General features: G+C 72.7%; 13 protein-coding genes and 2 tRNA genes. 4 read left to right on the top strand and 11 right to left on the bottom strand.

What is annotated here, in order from left to right:
• Positions 1–3: 3 nt before the first annotated feature.
• Positions 4–1,095, bottom strand: coding sequence for an ABC transporter permease (locus UIS43_RS24025; protein WP_013151536.1), 1,092 nt, complete (start codon positions 1,093–1,095; stop codon positions 4–6).
• Positions 1,096–1,416: 321 nt separating this feature from the next.
• On the opposite strand from UIS43_RS24025, the gene UIS43_RS24020 reads away from it, so the two are divergent.
• Positions 1,417–3,036: an alpha/beta fold hydrolase gene (locus UIS43_RS24020; protein ID WP_071621437.1), complete on the top strand. Its 1,620-nt coding sequence runs from the start codon at positions 1,417–1,419 to the stop codon at positions 3,034–3,036.
• A gap of 193 nt (positions 3,037–3,229) precedes the next feature.
• Here the strand turns inward: UIS43_RS24020 and UIS43_RS24015 are convergent, their stop codons facing one another.
• The 7 genes from UIS43_RS24015 to UIS43_RS23985 all read right to left on the bottom strand — a co-directional run bounded on the left by UIS43_RS24015 (position 3,230) and on the right by UIS43_RS23985 (position 8,597).
• Positions 3,230–3,826, bottom strand: coding sequence for a septum formation family protein (locus tag UIS43_RS24015; RefSeq protein ID WP_071621436.1), 597 nt, complete (start codon positions 3,824–3,826; stop codon positions 3,230–3,232).
• Between the two features lie 212 nt (positions 3,827–4,038).
• Positions 4,039–4,659, bottom strand: coding sequence for a septum formation family protein (locus UIS43_RS24010; RefSeq protein WP_013151533.1), 621 nt, complete (start codon positions 4,657–4,659; stop codon positions 4,039–4,041).
• Positions 4,660–4,902: 243 nt separating this feature from the next.
• Positions 4,903–5,394 carry a septum formation family protein gene (locus tag UIS43_RS24005; protein ID WP_013151532.1) on the bottom strand — a complete coding sequence of 164 codons (492 nt, stop codon included), beginning with the start codon at positions 5,392–5,394 and terminating at the stop codon, positions 4,903–4,905.
• A gap of 458 nt (positions 5,395–5,852) precedes the next feature.
• A tRNA-Lys gene (locus UIS43_RS24000) sits at positions 5,853–5,926 on the bottom strand.
• A 195-nt stretch (positions 5,927–6,121) separates the two neighbouring features.
• Positions 6,122–6,195, bottom strand: a tRNA-Lys gene (locus UIS43_RS23995).
• Between the two features lie 137 nt (positions 6,196–6,332).
• Positions 6,333–6,518 (bottom strand): hypothetical protein, encoded by a 186-nt coding sequence (locus tag UIS43_RS23990; RefSeq protein WP_013151531.1) that lies wholly within the window; start codon positions 6,516–6,518, stop codon positions 6,333–6,335.
• A gap of 159 nt (positions 6,519–6,677) precedes the next feature.
• On the bottom strand, positions 6,678–8,597 hold the full coding sequence (locus tag UIS43_RS23985) for a BTAD domain-containing putative transcriptional regulator (RefSeq protein ID WP_013151530.1): 1,920 nt from the start codon (positions 8,595–8,597) through the stop codon (positions 6,678–6,680).
• Between the two features lie 198 nt (positions 8,598–8,795).
• Here UIS43_RS23985 and UIS43_RS23980 point away from each other — a divergent pair, with 198 nt between their 5' ends.
• Entirely contained in the window at positions 8,796–9,779 is a 984-nt protein-coding gene (locus UIS43_RS23980) for a MurR/RpiR family transcriptional regulator (RefSeq protein ID WP_013151529.1), read from the top strand.
• Between the two features lie 81 nt (positions 9,780–9,860).
• Positions 9,861–10,898, top strand: coding sequence for an N-acetylmuramic acid 6-phosphate etherase (locus UIS43_RS23975; protein ID WP_041552246.1), 1,038 nt, complete (start codon positions 9,861–9,863; stop codon positions 10,896–10,898).
• Between the two features lie 291 nt (positions 10,899–11,189).
• Here UIS43_RS23975 and UIS43_RS23970 read toward each other — a convergent pair whose 3' ends face one another.
• Positions 11,190–12,758, bottom strand: coding sequence for a DUF885 family protein (locus UIS43_RS23970; RefSeq protein WP_013151527.1), 1,569 nt, complete (start codon positions 12,756–12,758; stop codon positions 11,190–11,192).
• 281 nt (positions 12,759–13,039) lie between these two features.
• On the opposite strand from UIS43_RS23970, the gene UIS43_RS23965 reads away from it, so the two are divergent.
• Positions 13,040–13,879, top strand: coding sequence for a vancomycin high temperature exclusion protein (locus tag UIS43_RS23965; protein WP_370011759.1), 840 nt, complete (start codon positions 13,040–13,042; stop codon positions 13,877–13,879).
• A gap of 112 nt (positions 13,880–13,991) precedes the next feature.
• On the opposite strand, the gene UIS43_RS23960 is transcribed toward UIS43_RS23965, so the two are convergent.
• Both UIS43_RS23960 and UIS43_RS23955 read right to left on the bottom strand, forming a co-directional pair.
• A complete protein-coding gene (locus UIS43_RS23960; protein WP_013151524.1) occupies positions 13,992–15,425 on the bottom strand; it encodes a hypothetical protein in 1,434 nt (477 codons plus the stop codon).
• Positions 15,426–15,561: 136 nt separating this feature from the next.
• Positions 15,562–16,560, bottom strand: coding sequence for an IS481 family transposase (locus UIS43_RS23955; protein WP_013152155.1), 999 nt, complete (start codon positions 16,558–16,560; stop codon positions 15,562–15,564).
• Between the last annotated feature and the right edge of the window lie 56 nt (positions 16,561–16,616).

The raw sequence follows: 16,616 nt of genomic DNA, 5'->3' as shown, positions 1-16,616 counted from the left end.
CTCCTACGTTCGGATGCGCGGGTCGAGGCGGCTGTAGAGGAGGTCGGCGACGAGGTTGGCGACCACCACGCAGGACGTGATGATGATGAGCAGCCCCTGTAGGAGCGGGTAGTCGCGGTAGTTGACGGCGTCCAGGAGCAGGCCGCCGACGCCCTTGTAGACCAGGACCTGTTCGACGAAGATCGCGCCGCCGACGAGGGTGCCGAAGGAGATGGCGATCTGGGCGACCAGCGGCAGGACCGCGTTGCGCCCGACGTAGGAGACGGCGATGCGCTGGTCGCGCAGCCCCCGGGCGCGTGCGACGGTCACGTAGTCCTCGCCGAGCACCTCCGTGGTGGAGGCCTTCATGATGAGCATCCAGGTGCCGATGATGGCGAGCACGTAGGTGACGATCGGCAGGGCCGCGTGGTACAGGGCGTCGCCGAGGAACTCCGCGTTGAACCCCGCCTGGACGCCGGGGCTGATCGTGCCGCGCAGGTCGATGGGGTCGAACCACCCCAGGTACATGCCTCCGCCGAAGACCAGGGCCATCGCGATGAGGTAGTTGGGGACGGCGCCCAGGACCGAGGCGAGGACGCTGAGCACGTGGTCCAGGAGGCGGTTGCGCCAGTAGGCCATCACCATGCCCAGGGCCAGGCCGAGGACGACGGCGATGACGGTGCCGACGCCGATGCTGAACAGGGTCCAGGGCAGGTAGGCGCCGATGGCCTCCATGACGCTCTGGCCCGGCCGGTTGATGGTCATGCCCAGGTCGAAGGTGACCAGGCCGACCAGGAAGTCCCACCACTGCTGGTACAGGGGGGCGTCGGGGTCGTAGGCCAGCGAGTTCATGGCGATGACCCGGGCCTCCTCCATCGACATGCCGCCCTGCGTGAGGCGTCCGGCCATCACGTCGATCGGGTCGCCGGGCATGGCGCGGCCGAGGAAGAAGGTCACGTTGGCGACGACGAACACCACGACGACGGCCTTGCGGACCTTGACGGCGGCGTAGTGGCGCCAGATCCGCCTCAGCGGGGGCGCGGGCTCGTCGGTGCGGGCCGACGCGCCGCTTCCGGCGCGCGGCGGTGGCGGGGAGGCCGCGATTTCGGTGGCCACGGGGCTCCTTCGGGGGCGCAGGGACTCCGTTTCTATTAGGAAAGTTTCCTAATAGAGGGTTCACGGTAACCCGATCCGTGTGGTCCAGACCACCTTCGTGACCAAACGGCGTCTTCCGAGCGACACGATCGACATCACAAAACGAACAAAAATCGATAAACCGTCACATATGGTTGCCGCGTCGATTGGCCGAACCCGGCCACATGAGCACACTCATGACATTTGTGGGTGTTGTCATCACACGGGCGGTTCGTACGGTTACGTCTCCGAAGTACACGATCCCGTTCCCCCGAACGGACCGAAGACGCGGAGGCGACCCCCGTGCGCACAGCACGCGCAACCACACTGGCCTCGACCGTCCTGGTGACGGCCCTGGCCGCATCCCTCGCAGCGGCCTCCCCCGCCGCGGCCGATCCCCTGGACTCCCCCGCCGACGACACCGCGCTCGCCGAGTTCCACGACCAGGAACTGGCCTGGGCTCCCTGTACCGAGGAGGTGCTCCAGGGACTGGAGTGCGCCGACGTCGTGGTCCCGCTCGACTACTCCGACCCCGGAGGCGAGCGCGTCACCGTGGCCATCAGCCGGGCCCGTGCCGCCGACCCCGAACAGCGGCGCGGCATCCTGCTCACCAACCCCGGGGGGCCGGGCGGGCACGGGCGGAGCATGCCCCTGCCGCTGGACCCGCAGACGGGCACCGGACTCGTCGGCGGCCTGCGGGTCGCCGAGGTGTACGACGTCATCGGCATGGACCCCCGCGGCACCGGCGGGTCCTCTCCCAGGCTGGACTGCGACTCGGAGCCGCCGCCCGTGTACCCGAGTCCCACGGACGAGGAGATCTCCGAGGCCACCCGGTCCGCGATCCGCTACCAGCGCGCCTGCGAGCAGGCCGAGGGCGACGTCCGCCCGCACATGACCACCGCCAACACCGCCCGCGACATGGACGTCATCCGGGCCGCCCTGGGTGAGGAGAAGACCAACTACCTGGGCTACTCCTACGGCACCTACCTGGGCGCGGTCTACGGGAGCCTGTTCCCCGAGCGGCTGGACCGCAGCGTGCTGGACTCGTCGGTGCACCCCGACGGCGTCTGGCGCGACGTCTTCATGATGCAGGCGCCGGCATACAGCGAGAACATGGACCGCTACACGGCATGGGTGGCGGGGTACGACGACGTCTTCGGCTTCGGTTCGACCCGGGAGGAGGTCTACGCGACCTTCGAGGCGACCGCCGAGCGGCTGCGGGAGGAACCGCTCGAGGTCGCGCCCGGCGTGTTCTACGACAACCACCTGTTCCACATGGAGGTGGGCATGTACTCGCGCTTCCAGGACCGGTGGGACGTGGTCTCGGAGATCCTGGGGTACATCGTGCACGATCAGCCCCTGCCCCAGCCCATCGCCGCCCAGGCGGGCGCTCTGGCCGAGGAGGAGTACGGCACGGCCACCATCGACCTGCAGACGGCGGTGCTGTGCGAGGCCGAGTGGCCCGAGCGGATCAGCACCTACCACGCGGACGCCCGGGAGTACCGGGAGGAGCACCCCTACGGCAGCGGCGCCTACTGGGCGGTTCCCCACCCGTGCACCTTCAACGGCCTCGACCGGCCCGAGCCCCCGGTCGAGCTGGAGCGGGAGGGCTACCCCGAGGCACTGGTCATCGCCGGTGAGTTCGACGCCAACACCGCCTACGAGGGCGGCCCGGCCATGGCCGACCGGCTGGACAGCTCCCTGATCACCGTCGCCGGTGACGGCGGGCACGGCTTCTACCTCCCCGGCGGCCTGGACTGCGTGGCCGACGCGGTGGACGCCTACCTGGTGGACGGGGCCCGGCCCGAGGACCTCACCTGCCAGGGCCTGCCCCCGGCGGAGGTGGACGGGGAGATCGAGGTGGAGGCCGAGGACCTCGTGGCACTGCGCGACCGGACCGGCCCGAGCGGTCTGGGGATCTGACCCCGGAGACGACGGCGGCCCGCGCCGCCCCGCGAGGGGCGGCGCGGGCCGTTCTCACCGCGGCCACGGAGGATTTTTCATCCCAGGATCGGACGAATCGGACTCTCGGGGCTCCGCGTGCCGGGGGTCACCCGTCCACGGGGACGACGGGAGGGGAAGCGGGGTGGGGACAGGGCCCCGCGGTCCCCGCTGCTCAGCGGTTGGCGCCCGCGAGGGTACCGGTGACCATCTCACCGATGTTGGCGGTGGTCGCGTAGCAGATGATCTCGCGGTCGTTGGCCTGGTCCCAGCTGTCCTGGGTCGGGGTGAGGTAGTAGGCGTAGATCTCCGAGTCGAGGTAGTCGACGCCGATGAAGTCGGTGAAGTTCTGACCGGTGCAGATCTCGTCGGCCTCGGTCTGGACCGTCGAGTCGCCGGGGTACTCGGCGTCGGTCATCTGGTGGGAGTAGAAGAACTCCGAGTCGTGCTCCTGGGAGCAGTCCACCAGCGGGACCTCGCTGATCCCGTCGCTGAACAGCGCGGTCTCCATCTCGGACTCGATGAAGCAGTCGCCCACCTCCAGGGAGAACACGTCGACGGTCCCGGGAGAGACGGGCTCGGCGGTCTCCTCGGACGCGGTCGGCGCCGCGGCGTCCGTGGGCTCGGGGGCGACGGTCCCCCCTCCGCCCTGGAGGGCGGGGGGCAGCAGGGGAAGCGAACCGCAGGCCGTCGTGGCCACCAGGGTGGCGCCGACGGCCAGGGTTCCCAGGACGACGCGGCCGAAGAGCGGGCGGCGCATTTCGGACAACATGGGGACTCCACTGGATCGTTCGGTACTGATGCCGATGGGGGACGGAATCGGCGACACATACCCAGATGCCGGGGACGTGGAGAAGGTTTCGTCCCAGGTCCGGATGTGTCAGGTTCTGTTACCTCCCGGGGCACCGCGTGACGCGCGCCGCCTCAGGGGGGAGCGGCGGGAGGGAGGAGCGGGGTGGGGACAGGGCCCCGCGGTCCCGGCCCTCAGCGGTTGGCGCCCTCAAGGGTGCCGGTGACCATCTCGCCCGTGTTGGAGGTGGTCACGTAGCAGATGATCTCGCGGTCGCCGAGCATGTCCCAGCTCTGCTGGGTCGGGTAGAGGTGGCCCGCGTAGATCTCCGAGTAGGCGTACTCGACACCGACGAAGCTGGTGAACTCCTCGCCGGTGCAGACCTCCTCGGCCTCGGTCATCGTCGCGTCCTCGCCGGGGTACTCGGCGTCGGTCATCTGGTGGGAGTGGAAGAACTCCGAGTCGTGCTCCTGGGAGCAGTCCACCAGCGGGACCTCGCTGATCCCGTCGCTGAACAGCGCGGTGTTCATCTCCTCCTCGATGAAGCAGTCGCCCACCTCCAGGGAGAACACGTCACCGTCTCCCGGGGCGACGGGCTCGGTGGTCTCGGTCTCCACCGGCTCGGCGGTCTCCGTGGACTCGGTCGGCTCCACGGTCTCCCGGGGCGCGGGAGAGACGGTCTCCCCTCCGCCCTGGAGGGCGGGGGGCAGCAGGGGAAGCGAACCGCAGGCCGTCGTGGCCACCAGGGTGGCGCCGACGGCCAGGGTTCCCAGGACGACACGGCCGAAGAGCGGGCGGTGCGTTGCGGACAGCATGGGGAACTCCACTGGGTCGTTGGGTACTGATGCCGACGCGGGGGGAGGGGATCGGCGCCACCTGTCCGGGTGCACGGGGCTCGCGGACGTCGTCATCCCGGGTCCGGACTCGCCGGACCGAGGGCTCCGAACACCGCGCGGCGTTCGTCGCCGCAGGTGGGAGGGGGATGGGGAGGGGGGAAGGGCCGCTCGTGCGGCCGGGGGGGCGAAGGCGGGGCAGGGCCTGCGCTGTCCGGGGGACGCTCAGCGGTTGGCGCCCGAGAGGGTACCGGTGACCATCTCGCCCGAGGTGGAGGTGGTCGCGTAGCAGATGATCTCGCGGTCGTTGAACTGGTCCCAGGACTCCTGGGTGGGGTAGAGGTGACCGGCGTAGATCTCCGACTCGGAGTAGGGGACGCCGATGAAGTTGGTGAACTCCTCGCCGGTGCAGAGCTCCTCGGCCTGGGTCAGCGTCGCGTCCTCGCCGGGGTACTCGGCCTCGGTCATGTCGTAGGCGAAGAAGAACTCCGAGTCGTGCTCCTCGGCGCAGTCCACCAGCGGGATGTTGCTGACCTCGCCGCTGGCGAGAGCGGTGTTCATCTGCTCCTCGACGAAGCAGTCGCCGACGTTGAGCTCCATCACGTTGCCGGCACCCATGAAGGACATGAGGGCGCCGCAGCCGCTGAGGGCGAACACACTGCCCGCGGCGAGCACCGAGACGCCGGCGGTACGCAGGAGGGGGGAGAAATTCGACATGGGGATACTCCGAAAGTTATGCATGGGGCTCGCCGACCTGAGAGAAGCGGCGAGAAGGTAACAATTCACTACCTGGGGGTTTATGTCAATTTCATCTGCGAAAACGACGGAATGGCAGTGGACCGTCACGGTGTGCTTCCACGGCCTCTCCCCCGCTTCACCCCTATGGGATGCCGCAAACACGAAGCAGCACATCACAGACCTATGACGTTTTCCGGAGCCGCGTCCTCGTCCGGGCGGGCACGGAGGGCGGCCCGCGCGCACGCGGGTTCCGGGAGCGGTTTCCGGAAGGGGCGGCGGAGAGCTTCCGGCGGGGCGCGGGGGGTGAACGCCTTCGGGGAGGCGCGCGGAAAGCGTGAGGACGCGGCAGGGTGTCGCCGCACAGTGTTCCCGTACAGGGCGTCCCCACAGAGAAAGCGAGGGCCCCGGCCGTTTCCGGCCGGGGCCCTCGCCTCGGGTGCGTCATCAGGGACTCGAACCCCGGACCCGCTGATTAAGAGTCAGCTGCTCTGACCAACTGAGCTAATGACGCCTGTTGTTCATCGCCCTGCCTTCCGGCCGCGGCGACAGGGACAACTCTACCCGACCGACGGAGTGCCCCGCGCCGCGAACCGCACGATGTGGGGCACACCACCGCGGCCGCCTCCCCCGCGCCGGTGGCGGCGCGGGCGGGCAACACGAAGGCCCCGGGCGGAAGGCGGTGCCTTCGACCCGGGGCCGTTGTCTGTGCGCCATCAGGGACTCGAACCCCGGACCCGCTGATTAAGAGTCAGCTGCTCTGACCAACTGAGCTAATGGCGCCTGTCATGCCATGGTACCGGCCCTGCGGGCCTCCCCTGGCGACGTCGTTAACTCTAGCAGGACCGCAGGAGGGCCGCGAACCGGTTACGAACCGGCGGGAGTGGCGGTCCTCCCCTCGGTCCCCTGCCTCGAAGTGCCTAGGCGAAGGCCAGGAACAGCGCGACGATCACGGCGATGAGCAGGACCGCGCCGACGACGGCCAGCACGATCGGCATGACCGGGCGGCGCGCGGGCTCCTCGGTGCTCGGGTTCTCGTCGACGAAGCGGCGGAAGTGCTGCGTGGTTCCCGCCGGGTCCATGTTGGGATCGTTGTTCTCTGTCATGAGGTTGACCCTAGCGACTCATGGGAGTGATGAGGACCCCCGTGGGTATATCTCATCCTTTTCGCTACACGCTCTTGGCCATCCCCCGCCGCGCACCTGCGGACACCGCGCTGGGCGACGCGGCGCGCACTCCGCGTCCCCCCGGGGGCGGCCGCTTTCTCACCTGGGTGAAAGCCGAACGTAAGATCCCCGTTCGACACTGGTGTCGGGAGGACGGGGCTCGGCCGGTACTTCCCCGCGGCCGTGCCGTCCCTCCCGGGGCCCGGCACGCAGCACGGCGGCCATCCGGGCCGTGGGCGTGCTCCCGCGTGCCGGGTCCGCCCCCTCCAGTCGGCGCACCAGCTCCGCGGCGGACCGGTCCGGGCGGGTGTCGTCGAGCCAGACCGCCGCCATGCGCAGCGCCAGGGGCAGGTGTCCCAGAACCTGGGCGAGGCGGCGCAGCACCGACTCGGCGCGCCGGTCCCGCCCCTCCCGCGGGCGCAACAGGTCCACCGCGGCGTCCGGGGGGAGCGGCCCCACGGGCAGGGCGCGCAGACCGTCGCGCACCAGCAGGTCGGTCAGCCAGTAGCGGCTGGTGACGAGCGCCGCGCACCCGGTGCCGCCGGGGAGCAGGGGGCGCACCTGGCGCACGGAGGCCGCGTTGTCCAGGACCAGCAGGACGCGCCGGTGCGCCAACAGCGTCCGGACCCGCGCGGCGGCCTCGTCGGCGTCCATGGCCTCGGTGCCGCGGGTGCCGGTGGACAGGGAGCGCACCAGACGGCGCAGCACCTCGACCGGGTCTCGGGGGCTGCCGTCGCCGCCGCGGAGGTCGACGTAGAGCTGTCCGTCGGGGAAGTGCGGCGCGGCCGCGCGGGCCCAGCTCAGGGCGAGGGCGCTGGCCCCGGCGCCCGCGGGGCCGCGCACCAGCGCGCTGCCGGGGGCGGTGCTGGAGGGGTCCACCAGCCGGTCCAGTTCGGCCAGGGCCTCCTCGCGACCCAGCAGCGCGGAGGGCGCGGCGGGCAGCTCCGCCGGGGCGAGGGCGGCCGACACCGGGGCGGGCGCGTGGACCGGACCGTCGCCGCGGTCGTCGCGTTCCTCCGCCCCCGCCGGGACGTCGGGATCGGCGCCCGGCCCGGGTCCGGCGTGGGATCCCGCCTCCGGTTCGGTGCCCGGCGCGTCGGCTGACCCGGTGTTCGGTCCGGTGTCCGCGGAGAGGGGCCGGACCCCGGCGCCCTCCTCGACGGAGGCGCGCTGGCGCGGGACGCTGGTGCCCGGGGCGCGGTCGAGGTCGCCGCGCAGGATGCCGTGGAAGGTCTCCTGGAGTTCGCGGCCCGGGTCCGCGCCCAGGTGCTCGGCCAGCGCGTCGCGGGTGCGGGCGTACACGCGCAGGGCCTCGCTGGGGCGCCCGCAGCGGTAGAGGGCGGTCATCTGAACGCGGATGAGGGGTTCGCGCTCGGGGTGGTCGGTGGCGATGGGGCCGATCTGGTCGGCCACCCGCTCGTGGTCGCCCCGGGCCAGGGCGGCGCCGAACCCCTCCTCGGCGGCCCGCAGGAGCTCCTCGTTCAGGGGCGGGATGTCGCGCTCGTGCAGGACGGGGCTGACGATGTCGGCCAGGACCGGGCCACGCCACAGGCGCAGGGCGCTGATGAGCAGGTCGGCGCGGTCGGAGGGGTCGGCGCCCCCGTCGGCGCGGCGGACCAGGGAGCGAAAGCGCAGCAGGTCGCACTGGTCCTCGGCGAGGTCGACCCGGTAGCCGCCGTCGCCGCCCGTGATGAGCGGGGTGCCGCAGTGCTGGTCCAGGACCGCGCGCACGCGGGTCACGTGGACCTGGAGGGCGCTGCGCGCGGACGGGGAGGCCGGGCTCCCCCAGACGCGTTCGATGAGGTGCGCGGTGGGGACGGTGCGCCCGGTGTTGAGCAGGAGCGTGGCCAGCAGGGCACGGCGCTTGTCCCCGCGCAGGCGCAGCGGGGCCCCGTCCATCTCGACGCCGAACTGCCCGAGCAGTCCGACGCGCAGCCCGCGGGCGGTGTGCCCGGACGCGCCCTGCCGGGCCTGTCCGGCCGTGTCGTGCCACCGCCTCGCCGGGTCGCTCAGCGACACAGCACCCTCCCCCTCGCGGGGCGCGCGTGCGAGCGGGTGAACCCCGACGCCCCTGGCTCCAGGGTGCCGCCTGAGCTGGGATATCGCAATCACGCACCCCGCACTTGCCGCCGCGGCCGTCCCTTGGAATCCTGGATTCTCCCGCTTTTTCCCCTCACCTCGTTGACTCTTCACCACGACCGAAAGAAACTTTCCTCCATGGCGGAAATCCCGAAGCCTGCGGGCGGCCGGGCGGAGAGCGGACACGTCTCCGCGCCGTCCGTCCCCACGACGGTCCTGCGCATCCGGTCGCTCCTGCCCTCCCTCGCGCCCGCGGAGCGACGGGTCGCGCAGCACGTCGTCGACGACCCCGAGCGGGCCGCCGCCTCCTCCATCACCCAGCTCGCCAAGGACTGCGCCACGTCCGAGGCCACCGTGATCCGGTTCTGCCGCACCATCGACTTCAGCGGCTACCGGGAGCTGCGCCTGGCCCTGGCCACCGAGGCCGGTCAGGCGCGCGGCGCCCGCGGGGCGGCTCCGGAGCTGTCCAGCGACATCAATCCCGACGACACCCTCGTCACGGTGGTGCAGAAGATCGCCTACACCGACGCGCGCGCGGTGGAGGAGACCGGCGCCGCCCTGGACGTGGAGGTGCTGCGCACGGTCATCGACACGATGGCGGGCGCGCGGCGCATCGACGTGTACGGGGTGGGCGCGAGCGCGTTCGTCGGCGCCGACCTCCAGCAGAAGCTGCACCGGATCGGGCTCACCTCGTTCGCGTGGTCGGACGCGCACGTGATGCTCACCAGCGCGGCGCTGCTGGACGAGCGCGACGTGGCGATCGGCATCTCCCACAGCGGAACGACCATAGACACGGTGCAGGCGCTCACGGAGGCGGGGCGGCGCGGCGCCCGGACCGTCGCCGTCACCAACTTCCCCCGCTCGCCGATCGGGTTCGCCGACCACGTGCTGACCACCGCGGCCCGCGAGACCACGTTCCGCTCGGGGGCCACCGCGAGCAGGCTCGCGCAGCTGACCGTGGTGGACTGCCTGTTCGTGGGCCTGGCGCAGAGCCGCTACACCGACAGCCGCACCGCGCTGGAGACGACCTTCGAGGCGGTGCGGGGGCTGCGGATCAACGACGACCGCAGACGCCGCAGGGGCGAGGCCCCCGGCGGGAGCACGGACGACAACGACGGCTGACCGTACGCGTCCCGCCTCCGCCGCCCGGCTCCGGCCGACGGCGGAGGCGGGACGGTCGAACGAGGGAAAGGAACGGCACCGGTGCGGACCGAACAGGAGAGCGCTGTGCACGACGACGGGCGCGGAACCCGGCCGGAAGGCGGGGACGCCCCTCGGGAGGCCGGCGCCCCGCTGCCCTCCGGGGAGAACGGGGGCGGTGCGGCCGTGATCGTGCGCGCGCCCACGGAGGCCCGCAACTCCGGTACCCACGACATCGACCTGCTCCCGGCGCTGGACGTGCTGCGACAGATCAACGCCGAGGACGTCACGGTCCCCGGCGCGGTGGGCGCGGTCCTGCCGGAACTGGCGCGGGCCGTGGAGCTGGGGGTGGCCGCCCTGGAGAGCGGGGCGGCCATCCACTACTTCGGCGCGGGCACCTCGGGGCGGATCGCGGCCCAGGACGCCGCCGAACTGCCGCCGACCTACGGCGTGCCCGCCTCGTGGGTGGTGGCCCACCACGCGGGCGGCGGGGAGGCCCTGGCGCGGGCCGTGGAGGGGATCGAGGACGACTGGGAGTCGGGCCGGGCCGACGCCGCCGGGATCGTCCCGGGGTCGCTGGCCGTGGGCCTGGCCGCCAGCGGGCGCACCCCGTACGTGGGCGGGGCGCTGGAGGCGGCCCGGGAGCGCTCGGCCGCGACGGTGCTGATCAGCGCGAACCCGCAGGCGCCGCTGGCGCGGGAGGCGGACGTGCACGTGGGCATGGCCACCGGCGCGGAGGTGATCGCCGGGTCCACCCGGATGAAGGCGGGCACGGCGCAGAAGCTGGCGTTGAACGCGTTCTCCACCGCGGTGATGGTGCGGATGGGGCGGACGTACTCGAACCTGATGGTGGGTGTGGACGCCACCAACGGCAAGCTGCGCGGCCGCGTGGTGACCATCCTGACGCAGGCCACCGGGTTGGACGAGCGGGTGTGCGCGCGGGCGCTGAACGCGGCCGGGGGCGACACCCGCGTCGCGCTGGTGTCGCTGTTGGCCGACGTGGACGCGGACACGGCGGCCCGGGCCCTGGGCGAGGCCCGGGGCCGGGTCCGCCCCGCGCTGGCCGGGTTGGGCCTGCCGGGCCGGGTCGCCCCGGAGTAGGCGGCGGGGCGGTCGGGACGGCCGCTGTCCCGCGCGGGCCGGGCCCGCACGAGTTGAGTCCCGCGCGGGCCGGGCCCGCACGAGTTGAGTCCCGCGCGGGCCGGGCCCGCGCGGGTCTTCCACAGGCCGAAGGTCGCTCTGGCCCGGGGCGGGGCGGGCGGCGTAGGCTCGATGCCGGGGGCGCCGTGCGCCGCCGTGGGAGGGGCTGGTCCCCCCGTATCCGAGTGTCCCGCGCCGCCGCCCGCCCCGCCAGCCCCTGTTGGCGGCTGTGGACGGCCCCGGCCCTCCGGCTCAGCCGCGTTCGACCGCGGTGCCGATCAGACCGATCGGCGGGGAGCCCAGGTCCAGCAGGGCCCGGTGGAAGCGCTCAAGGGTGAATCCGTCGCCCCAGCGCTCGCGCGCCCGCTCCCTCAGCCGCAGGATCTCCAGTTTTCCCCAGGTGTAGCGGCCGTAGGTGGGGTCGAAGGTGGCGCGGCGCGCCTCGGCCAGGGCCGCGGGCCCCTGGAGCGGCGTGTCCTCGGCGAAGCGGGCGGCCGCCTCCTCCACGGTCATGGTGCCGCTGTGCATGCCGATCGCCACGGACAGGCGGGTGACGCGGATGAGCGCCTCCACCCACACCCCGGTCTCGTAGTGGTCGGCGGTCCAGGCGGGGTCGCCCAGTCGTTCGGCGGCGTAGGCGCCGAAGCCCTCGTCCACGCACACCTCCTCAACGTAGTGCGCCCAGCCCTCGGCGAAGGTCATCGAGTGCAGGGCGCGGCGCACCGGCCCGGGCGCCCGGCGCAGCGCACGGCCGTGGGAGAAGTGGCCGGGAGCCACCTCGTGCACGCTCACGGCGGGCAGGGTGGTGTGGCTGAACATCTCCAGCCACTCGTCGGCCTCCTCCGCGGTCCAGGAGGCGTCGGGCGGGGTGATGAAGTAGAAGGAGGGCGTGTCGGCCTCCCACGGGCCCGACCACGCCATCATCGCGGTGGCCCAGCGCTGGGAGGGCGGGGAGACGTCCACGCGGCACTCGCCGTCGTTGTGGGGCGCCAGGCCGCGTTCGGCGGTGAACGCCACGGCCAGCTCCGTCCAGCGGCGGGCGGCGTCCAGGACTCCGTCGGTGTCGGGGTGCTGGCGGGTGAGCTCGCGGACGAACTCCATGGTGTCGCGACCGGGCGCGAGGCGCCCGACGGCCTCGGCCAGACGCGCGCGCAGGCGGTCGCGTTCGGCGTCGGCGCGGACGGCCAGGTCCGCGAGGTCGACCTCGACGGCCTCACCGCTGCCCATGAGTCGGGCGAGCGGCCCGGCGCCGAGCCCGGCGCTGCGGGGACCCTCCCGCACCGCCTTCTCGACGTGGGCGAGCAGGCGCGCGTGCGCTGCGAGGGCCGCGTCGCGCACGTCGGCGGGCACGTCCTCGGGGAGACCGTCGGCCACACCCCGGACGGCGCCGAGGAGGGACTCGGCGAGGGGGGCGGGCAGCCGGTCCAGGGCCGCGATCGCGTTGTCGACCACGCGCGGCCACTCGGCCAGGTGGGCGACGCGTGCGGCGTCGCGCTCAGCCTGGGGCGCGTACGCGCGGTCGTAGCCCGACAGGTCGAGTTCGTTGACGTGGTAGAGGGGGTTGGCGCGGTGCAGCTGGAGTTCGCCCAGCTCGTAGCGCAGGGCGTTCTCGAAGGCGGCCAGGTGGGCCTCGTCGTGCGGGTCGTCGAGGGGGTCGCCGCCGAGTCCGGCCAGGGCCTCCCGGACCCCTTCGGGCGACAGGTCGGCGGCCTTGCCGTCGTACTCGTGCATGCCGGAGCCGTCGCGCATGTTCCTCGGCCTGAGGTCGGCCAGGCGCCGGAGCCGCGCGGGCAGGTCTTCGTGCTGTGGCTGGAAGGACATGCGGCGACTCTAGCCCCGGAGGGGGCCGTGCGGACAGACGGTCAGCGGCCCTGGAACGGGCCCGAGCCGGGCATGGATCCGGCCGGAAACCGGGACCGGAACGCCGACTGCTTCGCGGGCCTGAGCCGGAGCCGGGTCGGAACCGGGGCCGTGCCGAACCCGAACCGGGCGAAGCCCGGCCACAACCGGACGGTCCGCACCGGAGCGGCCGGGTCCGCTGTGCCGTACCGGAACTTGCGCCGCACCGGAACTCCGGAGCGGGGCCGGGCGTCTTCCCAAGCGTGACGATCCCAGATCCCGCCACATCCCAGAGTCCCCCGTCCGACGACGACACCGGTGTCCTCCGTGACCAACCCTCCCCCGGTTCCGGCGGCTCCGGGGGCGGCACCGGCGACGCCGTCTCCGGCACCGGGAGCGCCGGGGCCTCCGCTGGCCGCCGCGGACGCCGGACGTGGCTGGGGCGCCTCGCCGTGCTGGCCGTGTTCGCGATGGTGGCGGGCTGCGTGCCGTTCCTGTGGGTGCTCTCCTCCACCTCCGACCACCGCCACACAGCCGCCTCCGTGCCGGAACGCCCGGTGGCGCTGGTGCTGGGCGCCGGTGTGCGCCCCGACGGGCGGCCCAGTCTGCTGCTGGCCCGGCGGCTGGACACCGCGGCCGACCTCTACTTCGCCGGGAAGGTCGACGTCGTCCTGGTGACCGGTGACAACAGCGTCGAGCACTACAACGAGACCGACACGATGCGCGCCTACCTGGTGGACGCCGGGGTGCCGGGAGAGCACATCGTCGGCGACTACGCCGGGTTCTCCACCTGGGACTCGTGCGTGCGGGCCCACGAGGTGTTCGGAGTGCGGGAGGCCACCGTGGTCACACAGGACTTCCATCTGCCCCGCGCCGTGCGGCTGTGCCGTTCGGCGGGCATCGACGCGGTGGGCGTGGCCGACTCCAGCCTGGAGGAGCGCACCTTCGCCACCGTGTACGGGTGGTTCCGTGAGGTCCCGGCGGCGGTGGCGGCGCTGGGCTCGGTGGTGCTGCGGCCCGACCCGACGTTCCTGGGCGACTACGAGACCGCTGTGGACGAGGCCCTGGCGCTGGAGCGCGAACCGGGCCCGACGGACGGCTGAGGCCGCCCCGGCCCCGGAGCCGTACGCGACGGCCCGGGGCCGCGGCGGGCGATCGCGACCGGTCGGTCCACCGGCGCCGGGGGTTACGCCGCGCCGGTGGACCGGGCGCGCCCTACCGTCCTCCGCCGAAGAGGCGCCCCAGCAGCCCGCCGGGCTGGGGGGCGGCGGGCTGCTGCGGCTGCGGGACCGCGGCCCGCTCCGGCTCCGGTTCGGGCTGGGACTCCACACCCACGAGCGCGCAGAAGTCCTCGGCGTTGTCCGGCAGCGCCCAGGCGCTCAGGGTCCGCGTGAACTCCTCGTCCTCCCAGGCGGAGGCGGGCAGTTCGGCGATCGTCCAGAGGACCTTGAGGGTCTCCTCGTCGTAGTCGGCCTCGGCGTGCTCCTCGGCGGTGTGGCCCTTGCTGCGGGGGCCGAGCACCAGTTCGAGGCCGACACCCGTCACGAGGGCGCGCGAGTCCTCCTCGCCATTGATCAGGCCGGGCAGGATGTCCAGGCGCAGACGGCGGGCGCGGTCGCCCGCGCGGCCCAGGGCCAGGAAGCCCAGGACCTGCGGGGAGTGCCCGCCGCAGTGCGGCCAGGACTCGTTGAACAGGCCCTGGTAGCCCATGGAGGTGCCGCCGCCGCGGCCGACGCGGCGCAGCGCCTCGCGCGGGGTCTTCTCGCCGTGGATGAGCAGCATCGCCACCGAGGCGGCGAAGGAGTTGTACAGGTTCCCGCCCGCCATCTGGTGGGTGAGGCCGACCGAGACGTCGATGTCGTTCGGGCTGGCCAGCAGGCCGAGGGCGAACAGTTCCGCGGGGAGCGGGTCGCCGCCGCTGTCCAGCGCGTTCATCACGTCGCGCAGGCTCGTGGGCGCCTGCGGGGCGGGGCGCAGGTCCTTGGCGAGCAGGACCTGGGAGGCTCCGGTGATCTCGGTGGTGATGCGCTCGGCGTCGTCGGGCAGGAAGGCCAGCAGGTAGCTCACCCACTCCCCCGCGCGGTCCATGCCGCCGCGGTTGGCGCCGCCGTGGAGCAGTGCTACCAGGTCGGGGACGCGGGCGCGGACGGCCTCGTAGGTGTCCAGCTCGGCCTGGAGGATCGCGGCGCCGTCGGGCTGCTCCATCACGGCGAGCCGGTTGCGCATGCGGTGGTAGTGCTGCTCGTCCGGGGCCTCCTCGGCCCAGTCGCGGTACTGCTGGCGGACCTTCTCGGCGTCGTTGGAGGCCGCCCAGGCCACCTCGTCGCGCCACTGGTCCAGGTCGCGGGTCTCGGGGAAGCGGTCCTCGGCGTGCCCGGCCACCAGCTCCAGGAGCAGGCTGAGGGGACGCCAGCGGTCGGTGGCCGGGGTGGACTCGGCGCAGGCGAGGTCGACCAGGAAGTCGACCGCCTTGGGTGCGGCGAGGTGTCCGGGCGCGGGGAAGTGGATGATGTCGTGGAGTTCGGAGAGCGCGCTGTCGCTCCCGGCGAGCTGGCCGAGGAGCTCGGGGATGCGAGCGCCGCCCTCGGGGGCCAGGGTCGCCCAGTCCACGTTCTCCGCGCCGTCGTGTGGGTCGGTGGTCGCGTTCATGGTGCCGATTATCCCGCCTGAGCCGGTACGCGCGAATCCACCTGTGGACAACCGGGACGGTGCGACGGCGCCGAACCCCGAGGCCGGGGGCGGGCAGCACGAAGCGGAGGAGCCCGGGGACCCCCCTGTTACCACGCTAGGTGTACTGACCTGAGAGGTTAGGAACGCGGGAGGCGGGAGGGCCGCTGATCGCGGTGTGGAACCGGTGGTGATTGTAGTGATGCAACCACCCGGGGAACGCCTCCCGCCTTTCGCTCTCGGATTGGTAGGGGCGGGCGTAGGCCCATTCGTCGGCCAGGGTGCGATGGAAGCGCTCCACCTTGCCGTTGGTCTGGGGCCGGTAGGGGCGGGTGCGTTTGTGCTTGATGCCCTGGCCATAGAGCAGGCCGCGCCACAGGTGGGACGTATAGCAGGCCCCGTTGTCGGTTAGCACCCGCTCCACCACGACCCCCGCTGAGACGAAGTAGGCGTGCGCTCGCTCCCAGAACCCGGTGGCGGTCTCCTTTTTCTCATCGGCCAGGATCTCGGTGTAGGCCAGGCGGGAGTAGTCGTCGATGGCGGTGTGCAGGTAGCCGTAGCCCAGCTTGGGGTTGCCGTGGTTGTTGCGCGGGGCGTGCGCGGTGGTGGTGCGATTGCGGCGGCCTTGAGCGCGTCCCTGGGTACGGTGTCCGCCCCCGGCGGGGATGTTGCCGAGCTTTTTGATGTCCACATGCACGAGCTCGCCCGGTCGAGCGCGCTCGTAGCGGCGTACTACCCGGTGAGTGGCCCGGTCCAGGTGGGACAGTCGGGGCATGCGGTAGCGGGTCAGGATCCGGTGCACGGTCGAGGGATGCATGCCCAGGTGGCCGCCGATGCGGGCCGGGCCCCATCGGCGGGTGCAGCGGAGTTTGATCACGCGGCGTTCGCGGCGGGCGGGGGTGCGCTGGGGTGAGCGGTGCGGGCGACTGGAGGCGTCGTCCATCCCGGCCTGGCCTTGGGTGCGGTAGCGGTCGGCCCAGCGTTTGGCGGTGGTGGTACTGGTCTGGAAGCGTTCGGCGGCACGCCTGAGCGGCCAGTCGTCTTCGACCACGCAGCGGGCCAACGCCAGGCGCCCTGCGGGTGTGAGTGTGGCGTTGGCGTGGGTAGTGTGGGGCATCGAGGGCCTTCCGGTTCGGTGGTAGATGTCGCAATCCACACCGATACCGGAGGCCC

This window comes from Nocardiopsis sp. LDBS0036, from assembly GCF_041228755.1.
In the GTDB taxonomy this organism is placed as follows: domain Bacteria; phylum Actinomycetota; class Actinomycetes; order Streptosporangiales; family Streptosporangiaceae; genus Nocardiopsis; species Nocardiopsis dassonvillei.
This window is presented reverse-complemented; position numbering and strand designations above follow the sequence as displayed.

Bases quoted from the DNA above. Each gene is read 5' to 3' on its own strand.
- UIS43_RS23960 (WP_013151524.1), bottom strand. From the start codon at position 15,425: ATGAACGCGACCACCGACCCACACGACGGCGCGGAGAACGTGGACTGG.
- UIS43_RS23980 (WP_013151529.1), top strand. From the start codon at position 8,796: ATGGCGGAAATCCCGAAGCCTGCGGGCGGCCGGGCGGAGAGCGGACAC.
- UIS43_RS24010 (WP_013151533.1), bottom strand. From the start codon at position 4,659: ATGCTGTCCGCAACGCACCGCCCGCTCTTCGGCCGTGTCGTCCTGGGA.
- UIS43_RS23970 (WP_013151527.1), bottom strand. From the start codon at position 12,758: ATGTCCTTCCAGCCACAGCACGAAGACCTGCCCGCGCGGCTCCGGCGC.
- UIS43_RS24015 (WP_071621436.1), bottom strand. From the start codon at position 3,826: ATGTTGTCCGAAATGCGCCGCCCGCTCTTCGGCCGCGTCGTCCTGGGA.
- UIS43_RS23990 (WP_013151531.1), bottom strand. From the start codon at position 6,518: ATGACAGAGAACAACGATCCCAACATGGACCCGGCGGGAACCACGCAG.
- UIS43_RS23955 (WP_013152155.1), bottom strand. From the start codon at position 16,560: ATGCCCCACACTACCCACGCCAACGCCACACTCACACCCGCAGGGCGC.
- UIS43_RS24005 (WP_013151532.1), bottom strand. From the start codon at position 5,394: ATGTCGAATTTCTCCCCCCTCCTGCGTACCGCCGGCGTCTCGGTGCTC.